The 14,719-nt window shown below is 46.2% G+C and carries 17 protein-coding genes; 12 read left to right on the top strand and 5 right to left on the bottom strand.

Annotation, left to right across the window (positions count from 1 at the left end; genetic code table 11):
• From tssI to cutC, 6 genes are all read left to right on the top strand, one after another.
• Positions 1–1,517, top strand: a 1,517-nt coding sequence (tssI, locus tag LGZ99_RS06110; RefSeq protein WP_262978957.1) for a type VI secretion system tip protein TssI/VgrG, incomplete at its 5' end; no start/stop codon positions are given.
• Positions 1,514–2,305 (top strand): DUF4123 domain-containing protein, encoded by a 792-nt coding sequence (locus LGZ99_RS06115; RefSeq protein WP_262978958.1) that lies wholly within the window; start codon positions 1,514–1,516, stop codon positions 2,303–2,305. The genes tssI and LGZ99_RS06115, both read left to right, overlap by 4 nt.
• 189 nt (positions 2,306–2,494) lie before the next feature.
• Positions 2,495–2,845 (top strand): hypothetical protein, encoded by a 351-nt coding sequence (locus tag LGZ99_RS06120; protein WP_036837311.1) that lies wholly within the window; start codon positions 2,495–2,497, stop codon positions 2,843–2,845.
• 11 nt (positions 2,846–2,856) lie between these two features.
• On the top strand, positions 2,857–3,291 hold the full coding sequence (locus LGZ99_RS06125; protein WP_036837312.1) for a hypothetical protein: 435 nt from the start codon (positions 2,857–2,859) through the stop codon (positions 3,289–3,291).
• A 306-nt stretch (positions 3,292–3,597) separates the two neighbouring features.
• A complete protein-coding gene (locus LGZ99_RS06130) occupies positions 3,598–4,170 on the top strand; it encodes a VOC family protein (RefSeq protein ID WP_036837342.1) in 573 nt (190 codons plus the stop codon).
• A gap of 167 nt (positions 4,171–4,337) precedes the next feature.
• On the top strand, positions 4,338–5,084 hold the full coding sequence (gene cutC / locus LGZ99_RS06135; protein WP_036837313.1) for a copper homeostasis protein CutC: 747 nt from the start codon (positions 4,338–4,340) through the stop codon (positions 5,082–5,084).
• Positions 5,085–5,134: 50 nt separating this feature from the next.
• On the opposite strand, the gene cmoB is transcribed toward cutC, so the two are convergent.
• From cmoB to LGZ99_RS06150, 3 genes are all read right to left on the bottom strand, one after another.
• Positions 5,135–6,106: a tRNA 5-methoxyuridine(34)/uridine 5-oxyacetic acid(34) synthase CmoB gene (gene cmoB, locus LGZ99_RS06140; RefSeq protein WP_036837315.1), complete on the bottom strand. Its 972-nt coding sequence runs from the start codon at positions 6,104–6,106 to the stop codon at positions 5,135–5,137.
• Positions 6,103–6,861, bottom strand: a complete 759-nt coding sequence (gene cmoA / locus LGZ99_RS06145) for a carboxy-S-adenosyl-L-methionine synthase CmoA (protein ID WP_021326552.1) — start codon at positions 6,859–6,861, stop codon at positions 6,103–6,105. The genes cmoB and cmoA overlap by 4 nt, the downstream gene beginning before the upstream one ends.
• 132 nt (positions 6,862–6,993) lie before the next feature.
• Positions 6,994–7,392 carry an MAPEG family protein gene (locus tag LGZ99_RS06150; protein WP_021326553.1) on the bottom strand — a complete coding sequence of 133 codons (399 nt, stop codon included), beginning with the start codon at positions 7,390–7,392 and terminating at the stop codon, positions 6,994–6,996.
• 295 nt (positions 7,393–7,687) lie between these two features.
• Between LGZ99_RS06150 and aspS the strand changes: the two genes are divergently transcribed.
• The 6 genes from aspS to ruvB all read left to right on the top strand — a co-directional run bounded on the left by aspS (position 7,688) and on the right by ruvB (position 13,032).
• Positions 7,688–9,460 (top strand): aspartate--tRNA ligase, encoded by a 1,773-nt coding sequence (aspS, locus tag LGZ99_RS06155; RefSeq protein ID WP_021326554.1) that lies wholly within the window; start codon positions 7,688–7,690, stop codon positions 9,458–9,460.
• Positions 9,460–9,897 (top strand): dihydroneopterin triphosphate diphosphatase, encoded by a 438-nt coding sequence (gene nudB / locus LGZ99_RS06160; RefSeq protein ID WP_021326555.1) that lies wholly within the window; start codon positions 9,460–9,462, stop codon positions 9,895–9,897. Before aspS ends, nudB begins: the two co-directional genes overlap by 1 nt.
• Before the next feature lie 29 nt (positions 9,898–9,926).
• Positions 9,927–10,670 (top strand): YebC/PmpR family DNA-binding transcriptional regulator, encoded by a 744-nt coding sequence (locus LGZ99_RS06165; protein WP_036837316.1) that lies wholly within the window; start codon positions 9,927–9,929, stop codon positions 10,668–10,670.
• A gap of 109 nt (positions 10,671–10,779) precedes the next feature.
• Positions 10,780–11,301: a crossover junction endodeoxyribonuclease RuvC gene (gene ruvC, locus LGZ99_RS06170; RefSeq protein ID WP_021326557.1), complete on the top strand. Its 522-nt coding sequence runs from the start codon at positions 10,780–10,782 to the stop codon at positions 11,299–11,301.
• Between the two features lie 96 nt (positions 11,302–11,397).
• The gene (gene ruvA / locus LGZ99_RS06175) at positions 11,398–12,015 is read left to right on the top strand and encodes a Holliday junction branch migration protein RuvA (RefSeq protein WP_021326558.1); all 618 of its coding nucleotides are present in this window, start codon (positions 11,398–11,400) and stop codon (positions 12,013–12,015) included.
• Between the two features lie 15 nt (positions 12,016–12,030).
• The gene (gene ruvB, locus LGZ99_RS06180; RefSeq protein WP_036837318.1) at positions 12,031–13,032 is read left to right on the top strand and encodes a Holliday junction branch migration DNA helicase RuvB; all 1,002 of its coding nucleotides are present in this window, start codon (positions 12,031–12,033) and stop codon (positions 13,030–13,032) included.
• 101 nt (positions 13,033–13,133) lie between these two features.
• On the opposite strand, the gene znuB is transcribed toward ruvB, so the two are convergent.
• Entirely contained in the window at positions 13,134–13,919 is a 786-nt protein-coding gene (gene znuB / locus LGZ99_RS06185) for a zinc ABC transporter permease subunit ZnuB (protein WP_023045624.1), read from the bottom strand.
• Positions 13,919–14,674 (bottom strand): zinc ABC transporter ATP-binding protein ZnuC, encoded by a 756-nt coding sequence (gene znuC / locus LGZ99_RS06190; RefSeq protein WP_021326561.1) that lies wholly within the window; start codon positions 14,672–14,674, stop codon positions 13,919–13,921. Before znuC ends, znuB begins: the two co-directional genes overlap by 1 nt.
• Positions 14,675–14,719 lie beyond the last annotated feature (45 nt).

Below are 14,719 nucleotides of genomic sequence, written 5' to 3' on the forward strand. Positions count from 1 at the left end.
TAGTCGCCGAAGAAGGGCTGAATTTCTGGTTTGAAGACGACAAACTGTTTTTCAGTGACAGCCACTTAGGCATGACGGCCAATTTACCGCTGGTTTACAATCCTCAGGTACAAGTCGCCACTGAAATGAATGTGATCAACCAAGTGCATCTGGGTGTCTCCATGACCCCGCAACGGGTGATCTATAAGGACCGGAATCCTCAAAACCCCGCTTACCGCCTGACACACCGGGCCAATACCGATCCCCGTGTAGAGGGGCAAGAAACCCTGTTTTCGATCTTTGAAAGCTACGGCCGTTTTCAGAAAGACGCGGAGGCGAAACCGTTTGTCCAGCGCCGTCAGCAGGCCGTTCAGAATCAACGTCAGGAAGGCAGCGGGCAAAGCAACTGTTTTAAACTGATGCCCGGTAAAATCTTTGACCTCAGTGAACATCCGGTTGACGCCATGAACACCCGCTGGCAAATCGTGACCATTCATCATTACGGTAAGTGCCCGCAGGCACTGGAAGAAACCCGTGGCGGATCAGGAAGTTATCTGCATAACGAATTCAGTTTTATTTCCGGCTATAAGGACTGGCGAGCGCTATATCGTTACAAACCACTGGCGGATGGTGATGAAGTGGCAACCGTGGTGGGCCCGGCAGGGGAAGAGATTTATGTCAATGAAGACGGTTGTATCCGCATCCATTTTCACTGGGATCGTTATGATAAGGCCGATGAAAACGCCTCTTGTTGGGTACGGTTCGCCCAAGGCTGGAATGGCAGCGGTTACGGTTTTATGGCGGTTCCCCGTATCGGTCAGGAAGTGATTGTGTCCTATCTGAACGGCGATATCGATCGGCCGATTGTCACCGGCTGCACCTACAACGGCTTAAACCGGCCACCGCTGGATTTACCCGCCGAGAAAACCCGCACCACGTTTAAAACCCGGACCCACAAAGGTGACGGTTTTAATGAATTGCGGTTTGAGGATGCCAAAGACCAGGAAGAGATTTACCTGCACGGGCAGAGAGATCTGACTGCCCATATTCAGCATGATACCTACTGGCATATTAAACACGACCATAAACAGCGGATCGACAATAACCGTTACAGTGAAATCCGCGCTGATGACCACCGGAAAATCGCCGGCTCCGGTAAATACAGTACCGATGGGGATGTGTCGCACCGTATCACCGGCAGTCAGCATTTACAGGCCGGGGAAGCGTTAGTCACTGAAAGTGGTCAGGAAACGCATCTGAAAAGTGGCGGTAAAATCGTGCTGGAAGCGGCGTCAGAAATTACCTTAAAAATCGGCGGCCATTTTATCCGGTTAACTCCCGGCGGTATTCTGACTTCCCCGAATTTATCTGTCGGGCAAGGTTCTGCCGGTGCCGGGCGTGGTTTGTCTCTGCAACTGCCAGAGGGGGTAGAACCGCTGCCTGGTGTAAAATCTCCAAAATCTCCAGTCAAACCAATTTGTGCTGTGCAGGCTCAACAAGAAGCTAACTGGATTATCGATAACCAGGAGGATGCATGAACATTTCTATCAATTGGCAACAGTGGTTGACCACGCCTGATAAGCCGCCTGTTTTCTTTATGCTCAATTCATTGGCAGAACCTAACCCAATAGGTCGCTTTTACAAAAACGACTGGGTAGAACAGGCTTTTCCGCTATACAGTGGTACACCGATGGATCACCTGCTGGCACAAAGCCCCTGGCTGGTTCAGCCCAGGTCAGGCTATCTGTCAGTAATCGGTCATTTGCTTGATAGCAAAACCCTGAGCGACAACAGTTGGGGCTGGGCTTACCGCAGTGAGGATTTATGGACCCAACAGCTTAATCACTGGCGTTCACGCCAGCAGGTGATATTGCGTGAAAGGTCGGTGATTTTGCGCAGTATGGATCCCCGAATTCTCAGCCAGTTATTACCGGCAATGATAATCAGCGATTGGTCAGCATTTTTGACACCGGTGAGTGAGTTAATGATCGATACCCCTGAGCCCCAGATTTATTCCCGCCCTGAGAATTGCGGTCAAGGTGGGAATGAACGGCCTTTCGTCCTGGATAGCCATTTATCGTATGCCTGGCATCATTCCTATTATGCCCTGAAAGGGAAGGCATTTGTGATCAGTAGTCATTTATGGGAAAACCACGGTGAATTAGCTGAAAAACTGAATGAGTCAGAGGGGCGGTTAGTGGAACGGATTATCAATTGGTTGAAAGCGCGTTTAGAAAACGGCGATAACATCAGCAACCTGACCAGTGCGGATTATTTGCAGATGCTCAATGAGCAATATCCGACCACTGAATCGCATGATGGCTAGCATCTTGCGAATTCTTGATGCAAGGATGACTGAAATCTAAAACGTTCTGGAATAATAAAAACACAGCTCTGGTTGTTAAATTTGTTGAACTAGAGGGTCAATCTGACTACTATTACCTCAAGTAATACTTATCAATTTGATAACTGCTAATCATCTATTTACTTGAGTTTCATAATGTTAGGGGGCTATATGAGAACTGAACACACCAGATCTATACAGACTATTAGCCACTCAACAGAAATTATCAATTCTTTTTTTGATGAACCATCACAGAAGATGTTCTCTGTTAGACGCTTAAGCTGTAGAGTTGATGTTAAGCGTCAATTGTTCATCGTTACTATTGAAAATGCAGACAATCCAAGCAAGTTCCAGGTGATCCCATATGCTGAACTTACCGTGTGTAAAGATAAGGTAAGATATCTTGTAAATCCGACACATCAATATCCTGACTTGGAAGATAGCTTGCCTTCAATAAATACCAGTATTGAAAAAACTGTCTGTGATTTTATTCAGAAGTATAGTCCTGTTGCTAATGTGTAGTTGAGATAAAGATGGCCCCTGACCTGAACGATTCATACACTAAAGATTTGAGTAGAAAACCTGACTGTATAAAAGAAGAGATTGTAGAAAAGTTTTATCACTTATCAAAAGATGGTGATTTCTTAGAGGTAACTGAATATCTCTTAAGCGGTAGCGAATATCATTACTACATAGGGATCATCCGATTAGGATGTTTCACTGAAGATTATTATAAGTTTCAGTCTTTTGAGATGCTTAATTCCGGCTACAGCGAAGGTGAAATCATCCAGTACCTAATAGATCTTGATATGCTAAAAGAAGGCGGAATTGGGATTAAGGGTGTTAAACCTTGGAGCGCCACACATCTTTCTATGAGTGAGCTTTCTCGATGGGAACCGAATTCGATATCCCATGATTGCTGCCACCATATTGTTAGCATCATAAGCAGAGACAAGTTATATATTTGATAAGCAAAATCTGTCTAAGTGGGTTCAGTTTATTGACAAAGCGCTGGTTTTTTGTGGTCTTGCAACCTGTTTCTCATTTCTGAGCTGATCCCTATTCTTCCCACCTAATAGTGTAAAATCAATTGCTACACTCCATATCGGGTGCTATTTCTGTTTGTACATATGTGTGTACAATATCCTCAAAGCACAGCACCTGATTTCAATTATTACAAACCGGGAGTATTATCTGAGGCTTGAAACGGCGGAGGCTCCTCGGCATTCAGGTCTGGAGGAGATACTAATTTATTGCATGTTAACCGGGATGATATGACACATTTTTCTTCTGTTGTTGAATTACAGAATATCGCTGAATTACAGGATTTAGTTGTTGATCTGGTAATGTTTACACAAAAACTATCCCAATTCAGGCAGCGGCTTAACCTGGATTTTGATAAATATCAGGCCGATCATATCTCTTTACGCTGTAATGATATCGCCGTAGCGGAACGCTGGCGTAAAGGTTTTTTGCAGTGTGGAAGTCTGATGTCGGAAAGTATTATTAATGGGCGTCCAATCTGTTTGTTTGATTTGGCACAGCCAATAACGGTGCTTAACTGGCAGATTGATTGTGTTGAATTGCCATACCCCGGCAAGAAAGCCTATGCACATCAGGGATGGGAGCATGTGGAGCTGGTGCTGCCCGTGGCGCCGGAAATGTTGTCGGTAGAAGCAAGGGCATTATTACCGCAGCCTTTGCCGAACGGTTTTTCTGTTAAAGAAAGTCAACCCAAAGGAGAGCGGGAGCGGTTGCCTAATCCTACCTTAGCAATCACTGATGGTGAGCTCACAGTCAAATTTCATCCATTTACATTGCGTGACATCGTTAAAAGTGAGCACTAGTCAGCAAAATTAACTTTTCCATCCCTGTGATCCAGATAAAAATTCTGACCTTGTGATTTCCTACAAATCATTGGGAATAATTAAATGTCATAGTTAGTGAGTTGAGTTACTGAATCGTTTAGGTTCATTAGTTGCTCGTTATTGACTGGGTGTTCAAGGAATTTCTGATGACAAAGTTAGAAATTTGTTGTTTTAGCGTAGGTTGCGGATTAATCGCACAACAGGCTGGGGCTGACCGGATAGAGTTGTGTGCCAGTCCGACGGAAGGGGGATTAACACCGAGTTTTGGTACATTGAAGCAGGCTATTGAGCAATTAACTATTCCTGTACATCCAATTGTACGTCCAAGAGGCGGTGATTTTTGCTACAGCCATTCAGATTTTGAGGTGATGAAAAATGATGTCGCCCAGATCCGTGATATGGGATTTATGGGCGTCGTTTTTGGTGTGTTGGATGAAGAAGGTCATATTGATTTGCCACGGATGCAACAATTGATGGCGTTGTCCGGCGATATGGCTGTCACTTTTCACCGTGCGTTTGATATGTGTTTTAATCCTAACGTGGCATTGGATCAACTGACTCAGCTTGGTGTTAAGCGAATATTGACTTCCGGCCAGCAACAGAATGCTGAATTGGGATTACCCTTATTAAAAGAGCTTCATCAGGCCAGTCAGGGACCCATTATTATGGCGGGCGCGGGTGTTCGCCTGAGTAATATTCATAAATTTATCGATATAGGGCTAACGGAAGTTCACAGCTCTGCCAGCCGCGTGATGCTTTCCACCATGACCTACCGCAAAGCGGGGGTGACAATGAGTTCTGACAATGAAGTGGATGAGTTTTCACATTACTGCGTTGATGGTGGTGCGGTAGAGGTCATGAAAGGGATGCTGAATCTGACCTTGTTTGAATAAATCCTGCTGTTAAGTAAATTTCGAACTGGCCCTGTTGGGCCAGCACAAACTCAGGGTTTACTGGCAATCAGTACCGCACGCAGCGGGGCTGGATAGCCCTCAATGGTTTTACCGTTATCTCCAGGATCGAGAAAGTCAGATAACGATTCTGTTTTCATCCAGTCGGTACGACGTTGTTCTTCCGTGGTAGTTACCGCGTGATCGACAATCCTCACATCAACAAAACCGCATTTTTCCAGCCAGACTTTCAGCATTTTCGCTGATGGGATGAAATAAACATTACGCATCTGGGCATAGCGTTCGCCAGGGATTAGACAGGTGTATTCATCACCTTCAACAACCAAACTTTCCAGCACCAATTCGCCATCGGACACCAGTTGGTTTTTTAACTGCCAAAGATGGTCGAGTGGGGAACGGCGGTGATAGAGGACGCCCATTGAAAAAACGGTATCAAAAGCGGCCAGTGCCGGTAATTGTTCGATTCCCAGAGGTAAAAGATGAGCACGTTGATCGCTGCCAAGCAACTTTCTAACGGCTTCAAACTGGCAGAGAAAAAGTTGAGTTGGATCGATACCAATCGCAAGTTCAGCCCCTTCACCGACCATCCGCCACAGGTGATAGCCGCTGCCACAGCCAACATCAAGAATGGTCCGGCCCGCTAAGGGCGAAATATGGGGCAGTACTCGATCCCATTTCCAATCTGAACGCCATTCAGTGTCGATATTCACACCATAAAGAGAAAATGGCCCTTTGCGCCACGGCATAAATACTCTCAATATATTGGTAATACAGACTTTTTCACCGGCGGATAGAGGGGGATCACGTTCTGCGATCACGCCATTTTTTAGATCTAATTTAGTCGGCGAAATTTCGGGCAGGTTTTCCAGGGTTTTGACCCACGATTTAAGACTGCTATGCAGGGCCGCTTTTTGCCATTCATCCAGTTGGGCCGGAAGACAATGAAGCCAGTGTTGGAGGTTGTTCTTGGCGATAAGTTGATAAAAATTACCGAAATCGATCATTTATCGACTCCTTTTATCGCCAGTAATGAGCCGAAATTGAAACACTGAAACCAGACTTCAACATGTTCAAAACCAGACTGATGAAGGCGGGATTTATGTGTTTCGACGGAATCAGTCAGCATCACATTTTCAAGCATACTGCGTTTCTGGCTGATCTCCAATTCGCTGTAGCCGTTAGCACGCTTAAAATCGTGGTGCATATTAAACAGCAACTCACCAATCTGTTGATCTTCAAAGCTGAATTTCTCTGATAAAACTAACACACCGCCCGGACGTAATCCCTGATAAATCCGGTTAAGCAAACCTTGCCGATCTTGCGGGTCGAGAAATTGTAAGGTGAAATTCAGCACAACCATTGAGGCATTCTGGATATCAATATCGAGAATATCCGCTTCAATTACGTCAACGGGGGTGTGCGCCCGGAAAGCATCAATATGGCGACGACAGCGTTCTACCATCGCCGGAGAATTATCAACCGCGATGATCTTGCAATTTTCCGCCGTAATATTGCGGCGCATTGCCAGGGTTGATGCGCCAAGGGAACAACCCAGGTCATAAATCTGACTGTTTGATGTCACGAAACGACTGGCCAGCATACCAATCATGGAAACGATATTTGAATAACCTGGCACAGAGCGTTGGATCATATCAGGGAAAACTTCTGCAACCCGTTCATCGAAACGCCAGTCACCCAAATTGGCAATGGGGGCGGCAAACAGGCTATCCCTTTGATTGTGAGGATCTTGATTTGACATAACAGCATTGATTAATAGAAAAAATAGAAGGCGGTATTCTAACAGAAATTCGGAGAAAGACCGCAATGGTAATCAGCATAAATCATTTCAGGCAGCAGAACTTGCTGCCTGTTTATTTCAGTGGCGGCAATATCAGACATAAAGAGAAAATATCTGTTCCCAAGGCAGATAGTAAATATTGGCAATCACCATCAATATCATGGAGAGATAGGTTGCTGCCATGCCGGAGCGCCGCCAGCGGAACTCTCGGTGGTGCAGGCCATAATAATGTAACAACCTGCCGGTGAGCAGGATCAAACCACAGACATGTATCATCCAGACATTTGAGCCGTTCATCTCCATCATCACTAGTAATAACATTGAGATGGGAATATATTCCACAGCATTGCCGTGAATACGGATAGCGGTTTGTAATTCGTAAAAACCGTCATCTCCATATGAAACACGATATTGTGTTCTTAATCTAACCACATCAAAAGACAGCTTAATCAATAATAGTGCGCCCAACACAACATAAAGCGAGCTAACCATTTTTAACTCCATTGCCTAACCGAAATTGGCCAATTAGGTTATGATAAACCTCAAAAATAAAACTGTCGCTATAAAAAACAGGAATTGAAAATAAATTGTCTGATTATCAGACATCAAGGCAATTGTATAATCAAGGATATTTGCTCGCCCTTATCTCTGAGCAGAATTTCTATTATAATGGCGGCCTTTTTTGACAGTTCTGAACTTTTTTGAACTTTTTCATGTTCAATAAAGTTCAAAAACGATGCCAAAATTTCCGCAGCAAAAGCACAACAGCCGAGTAAAAGGATATTGTATGCGTACTGATTATTGTGGGCAGTTGAATCTGACCCATGAAGGCCAGAAAGTGACTCTTTGTGGTTGGGTAAACCGCCGCCGTGATCTGGGTGGCCTGATTTTTATTGATATGCGTGATCGTGAAGGTATCGTTCAGGTATTTTTCGACCCGGATCAGCAAGCAGCGTTTTCTCTGGCTTCTGAGCTGCGTAATGAATTCTGTATTCAAATCACCGGTACTGTACGCGCGCGTCCTGACAGTCAAATCAATAAAGATATGGCTACCGGTGAAATCGAGGTTTTTGCGGAAAGCCTGAATATTATCAATCGTTCCGAGCCTCTGCCTTTGGATAGCAACCAGACGAACAGTGAAGAGCAGCGTCTGAAATATCGCTATATTGATCTGCGCCGTCCTGAAATGGCAAATCGCCTGAAAACACGCGCAAAAATTACCAGTTTTGTCCGCCGTTTCATGGATAGTCAGGATTTCCTGGATATTGAAACACCGATGCTGACTAAAGCGACACCAGAAGGCGCTCGTGATTATTTAGTGCCGAGCCGTGTTCATAAAGGCAAATTTTATGCGTTGCCTCAGTCCCCGCAGTTATTTAAGCAATTGCTGATGATGTCCGGTTTTGATCGTTATTATCAGATTGTTAAATGCTTCCGTGATGAAGATTTGCGGGCAGATCGCCAGCCGGAATTTACTCAGATCGACGTGGAAACTTCCTTTATGACTGCCGAGCAGGTCAGGGAAATGATGGAACAAATGATCCGCGAATTGTGGCTTGAAATTAAAGGTGTTGATCTCGGGCATTTCCCGGTCATGACTTTTGCTGAGGCTATGCGTCGTTTCGGTTCTGATAAACCTGATTTGCGTAACCCACTGGAATTGGTCGATGTCGCTGATCTGGTCAAAAATGTGGAGTTCAGCGTTTTTGCTGAACCGGCGAATGACAGTAAAGGCCGTGTGGCCGTTATCCGTGTTCCAGGTGGGGCTGAACTGAGCCGTAAACAAATTGATGAATATGGCAAATTTGTTGGGATTTATGGTGCCAAAGGGTTAGCGTGGATAAAAGTCAATAATTGTGGCGCTGGTCTGGAAGGGGTACAAAGCCCGGTGGCTAAGTTCCTGAATGCAGAAGTGATTGATGGTCTGCTTTCCCGTACCGGTGCACAGGATGGCGATATTCTATTCTTCGGCGCCGGCAGTACAAAAGTGGTCACTGATGCCTTGGGAGCACTTCGTCTGAAGTTAGGCCGCGATTTGAACTTGACGCAACTGGATAGCTGGCAACCGTTGTGGGTTATCGATTTCCCAATGTTCGAAGATGACGGTGAAGGCGGCCTGAGTGCAATGCACCATCCGTTTACTTCACCGCGTGATATGTCAGCGGAAGCGTTGGCGCAAAATCCGCTTTCGGCCATTGCCAATGCTTACGATATGGTGATTAATGGTTATGAAGTAGGCGGTGGTTCAGTGCGTATTCACCGTAACGACATGCAACAAACGGTGTTCCGCATTTTGGGAATTAATGAGCAGGAACAGCAGGAAAAATTTGGTTTCCTGCTGGATGCGCTGAAGTTTGGGACTCCGCCCCATGCAGGCCTGGCATTCGGTCTTGACCGTCTGGTGATGTTGCTGACAGGGACTGACAACATCCGTGATGTTATCGCGTTCCCTAAAACCACCGCTGCCGCTTGTTTGATGACCGAAGCGCCAAGTTATGCGAATCTGGCCGCGCTTGAAGATCTGTCAATCTCGGTTGTGGCCCGGAAAGAGAGTGAATAATGGCTTATAAGCGCCCTGAATCTGTTCTGGTTGTTATTTATGCGTTTTCCAGCAGACGGGTGCTGATGCTACAGCGGCGGGACGATCCTGATTTCTGGCAATCTGTGACGGGTAGCCTTGACGGGGACGAAACGCCGCGTGAGACAGCATTGCGTGAAGTGCAAGAAGAAGTCGGTATTGATATCATCGGTGAAAATCTTGAACTGATAGATTGCCGGCGCTCGCTTTATTATGAGATTTTTACCCACTTGCGTCATCGTTATGCTCCGGGAGTAACCCGTAATAAAGAGTACTGGTTCTGTCTGGCATTGCCTGAAGAGCGAGAATTCCTGTTGACTGAACACCAGGCTTACCGGTGGCTGGATGCGGATGAAGCGGCAAAGCTCACCAAGTCATGGAGCAATCAGCAGGCGATTGAAGAATTTGTGATTAATTAAGTTTATTAGATGTTTTATCGGAGAACCTTATGGCAGGTCATAGCAAATGGGCCAATACCAAGCACCGCAAAGCCGCACAGGATGCGAAACGCGGTAAAATTTTCACCAAAATTATTCGGGAACTGGTAACGTCAGCCCGTCTGGGTGGTGGTGATCCGGCAGCTAACCCACGTCTGCGGGCGGCGGTTGATAAAGCGCTGTCCAACAACATGACCCGCGATACTTTGAACCGGGCTATCGCCCGTGGTGTCGGCAACGATGACGCTGACAACATGGAAACCATCATTTATGAAGGTTATGGTCCGGGGGGGACCGCGGTGATGGTTGAGTGTCTGAGTGATAACCGTAACCGTACGGTTTCTGATGTTCGCCATGCTTTCACGAAAACCGGCGGCAATCTGGGGACGGATGGCTCTGTTGCTTATTTGTTCACTAAGAAAGGCGTGATCTCTTATGCACCGGGATTGGATGAAGATGCGGTTATGGAAGCGGCGTTGGAAGCAGGGGCTGATGATGTGGAAACCTATGATGATGGCGCTATCGATGTTTACACCTCACCAGAAACGTTTGGTGACGTGAAAGACGCGTTGGATGCCGCCGGTTTTGTTGCCGAATCAGCAGAAGTTTCGATGCTCCCTTCCACTAAAGCTGAATTGGATGCGGAAACCGCACCTAAGTTACTCCGTCTGATCGATATGCTGGAAGATTCAGACGACGTACAAGAGGTTTACCATAACGGTGAAATCTCTGATGAAGTTGCCGCTTTGCTGTAATTTCAATTGGGTTGTACAGCGTAGAGAAAGTGCACTGGGGGTTCAGGGCACTTTCTCTAACGTTTTTATCCCCCTTATTAAAGATGATCGTAAAGGCGAATAAACAGATATGGCGATTATCTTAGGTATCGACCCAGGTTCCCGTGTCACCGGTTATGGTGTGATCCGCCAGCAAGGGCGCCATTTGATCTATCTTGGCAGTGGTTGCATCCGGACAAAAGTTGATGATCTGCCTAACCGGTTACAGCGCATTTATGCCGGTATCCTTGAAATTATTACGCAATTCCAACCGGATGCCTTTGCTATTGAGCAGGTATTTATGGCGAAAAACCCGGATTCAGCGCTGAAATTAGGGCAAGCGCGTGGTGTTGCTATTCTGGCTGCGGTAAATCAATCTGTGCCGGTTTTTGAATATGCCGCCCGGCAGGTTAAACAGACAGTTGTCGGCACTGGGGCGGCTGAAAAAAGTCAGGTTCAGCATATGGTGCGTTCTATGCTGAAATTGTCTGCTAATCCGCAAGCCGATGCAGCAGATGCGTTGGCAATTGCGATAACTCATTGCCACTTTAATCAGAATCTTTTGCGTGTTGGTGATCCCAGATTAATTCTGGCGCGTGGACGTTTAAAATAACGGCTGGATATGCATCCAGCTTTTTTTATGTTATAAGCATTAGCAGAATAATCAGTTTTATCTAGAACATCAGTTTTATTTGCAGGGGGTAAACAAGTGATAGGGCGTCTCAGAGGAATTGTGCTGGAAAAACAACCACCATTGGTTTTGCTGGAAACGAATGGCGTGGGTTATGAAGTTCATATGCCAATGACCTGTTTTTATGAATTGCCTGATACCGGACAGGAAACTGTTCTGTTTACTCACTTTGTGGTGCGTGAAGATGCGCAATTACTTTATGGTTTTAATGATAAGCAGGAGCGGGCGCTGTTTCGTGAACTGATTAAAGTGAATGGCGTCGGCCCTAAACTGGCGCTGGCTATTCTTTCGGGTATGTCTGCGCAACAATTTGTTTCTGCGATTGAGAAAGAGGCGATTGCTTCTCTGGTTAAATTACCCGGTGTGGGTAAAAAAACCGCCGAACGGCTGGTGGTTGAAATGAAAGATCGCTTTAAAGGGCTTAATGGCGATCTGTTCAATCAGAGCAGTGATATTAATCTGCCGGCAACCGCCAAACAGACAACTTCTGATGCGGATATCGAAGCGGAAGCCGCTGCTGCGTTAGTCTCTCTGGGTTATAAGCCGCAGGAGGCCAGTCGAATGGTCAGTAAAGTCGCTAAACCGGGGGCTGATTGTGAAACACTTATCCGCGAAGCCCTTCGCGCCGCTCTTTAATCACAGGGGTATACCATGATTGAAGCTGACCGTCTGGTTTCCGCGGAAGTTTTGCAAGATGATGAAGCTATTGACCGTGCAATCAGACCAAAATTGCTGTCTGAATATGTCGGACAGCCGCAAGTTTGTGAGCAGATGGAGATTTTTATTCTGGCTGCCAGACAGCGTGGTGATGCCCTTGACCATCTGTTGATTTTTGGCCCGCCCGGGTTGGGGAAAACAACCCTGGCGAATATTGTTGCCAATGAAATGGGGGTAAATCTTCGCACAACGTCTGGCCCGGTCTTGGAAAAGGCGGGGGATTTAGCGGCAATGCTGACAAATCTTGAACCGCACGATGTCTTGTTTATCGACGAAATTCACCGTTTATCTCCGGTGGTGGAAGAGATTCTCTATCCGGCAATGGAAGATTATCAGCTGGATATTATGATTGGCGAGGGGCCGGCAGCCCGTTCGATCAAGATTGATTTGCCGCCTTTTACCCTGATTGGCGCTACCACGCGTGCAGGTTCCCTGACTTCTCCGTTGCGTGATCGTTTCGGTATTGTACAGCGCCTTGAATTTTATAACGTGGATGATTTGCAAAGTATCGTATCCCGCAGTGCCCGTTATATGGGCGTGGATATTACTGATGATGGCGCACGGCAGATTGCCATGCGTTCCCGTGGAACGCCGCGTATTACCAACCGTTTACTGCGCCGGGTGCGTGATTTTGCTCAGGTGAAAGGGAATGGCGCGATTGATAGTGATATTGCTACCAGGGCGCTGGATATGCTGAGTGTGGATTCTGCCGGTTTTGATTATCTGGATCGTAAATTATTGATTGCCATCATTGATAAATTTATGGGCGGGCCTGTGGGGGTAGATAACCTTGCCGCTGCCATTGGTGAGGAGAGGGAAACGATTGAGGATGTGCTGGAGCCATTCCTGATCCAGCAAGGTTTTATTCAACGAACTTCCCGTGGACGAATCGCCACCGATCATGCTTATCGCCATTTTGGTATGGTCAGGGATTAGGCGTAATCAGTTTACAGTCTGAGCTAATCGGGATGGGACTCCTTCAAGGGAACCCTATCCCGTGCTTTTCTCTTGGTAATTGAGCGGAGCAACTGAGAGGATCAGTTTCTTGCCTTACTGAGCAGGCTGATAATAAATAGCACCGCAGCGCACAGAACAACAGAAGGCCCGGCTGGCGTGTCGTAAAAGGCGGAAAAGGCCAATCCGCCGGTGACAGCGAGCATACCAACCACAATAGCAATAGCGGCCATTTGCTCTGGTGTGCGGGCGAAATGGCGAGCGGTGGCGGCGGGAATAATCAGCAGGGAAGTGATAATCAGAGCGCCGACAAACTTCATTGCCAGGCCAATTGTCAAGGCTGTGACCAGCATTAACAGCACTCTCAACCGCTGTGTTTTAATGCCATCCACAAAAGCCATTTCCTGGCTGACTGTCATAGAAAGCAGGGCATTCCATTGCCAGAACAGCAGTGTGGTGACAATAGCGACACCGGTTGCAATCAACCAGATATCTTCATAAGTAACTGACAGTAAGTCACCAAACAGATAAGCCATTAAATCAACCCGCACATTGGACATTAAACTAACAACCACCAAGCCTAATGATAATGCGCTGTGAGCCATAATCCCCAATAAAGTATCAATGGCTAGTTGCGGACGTTTCTCCAGCCAGACCAGCATGATTGCCAATATTAAAGTGACCGCGATAACCGCGTAAAAAGGGCTGATATTGAGTAATAATCCGAAAGCAACGCCCAATAATGACGCATGAGCCAGAGTATCGCCAAAATAGGACATTCTGCGCCAGACAACAAATGATCCTAATGGCCCGGCAGCAATCGCCAATAATATGCCGGCCAACCAACCGGGGAGTAATAATTCAATCATCAATGGCATTCCCTGTTATTTTTCAAGATAATTTTCCCTTTCAGATCATGATGGTGATTATGCTGATGCCGATATACTGCCAATTGTTCTGCACCATGATGACCAAACATCGCGATAAATTCAGGGTGAGTTGAAACAACTTCCGGTGTACCGGAACAGCAAATATGTTGATTAAGACATAAAACTTCGTCTGTTTTCGCCATCACCAGATGCAAATCGTGGGAGACCATCAGTACAGCACAATGCAATTCGGTTCTGATTTGATTAATTAAATCATAGAGCGCTAACTGACCATTAACATCAACGCCTTGTGTCGGTTCATCAAGCACCAACAATTGGGGTTGATTTAATAGCGCTCTGGCTAATAAAACCCGTTGGTTTTCTCCGCCGGATAATTTTTGCATCGGTTGCTGCAAGAGGTGAGCCGCATTAACTCGTTCAAGCGTCGGTAATATATCGGCGGATTTTACACCGGGTTTCAGCATCATAAAGCGTTTGACTGTCAATGGCAGGGTAGGATCAAGATGCAACTTCTGTGGAACATAGCCGATTCTCAGTCCATCGGTATGCTCAATCGTGCCAGATGACGGTTCAATAAGCCCCAAAACAACACGGACTAATGTTGACTTACCCGCACCATTGGGACCGAGCAACGTTAGGATATTCCCTTGTTGCAAGCTAAGAGAAATATTGTTTAATACCTGACGGTTGCCGAAGGTAACTGCAACATTTTTTAAAGTGATGAGTGTTGACATGCTAAATATATCTTGCGTGAACATTGAGATGTTATAATATAACAA

It is taken from the genome of Photorhabdus temperata (assembly GCF_025384845.1).
In the GTDB taxonomy this organism is placed as follows: Bacteria; Pseudomonadota; Gammaproteobacteria; order Enterobacterales; family Enterobacteriaceae; genus Photorhabdus; species Photorhabdus temperata.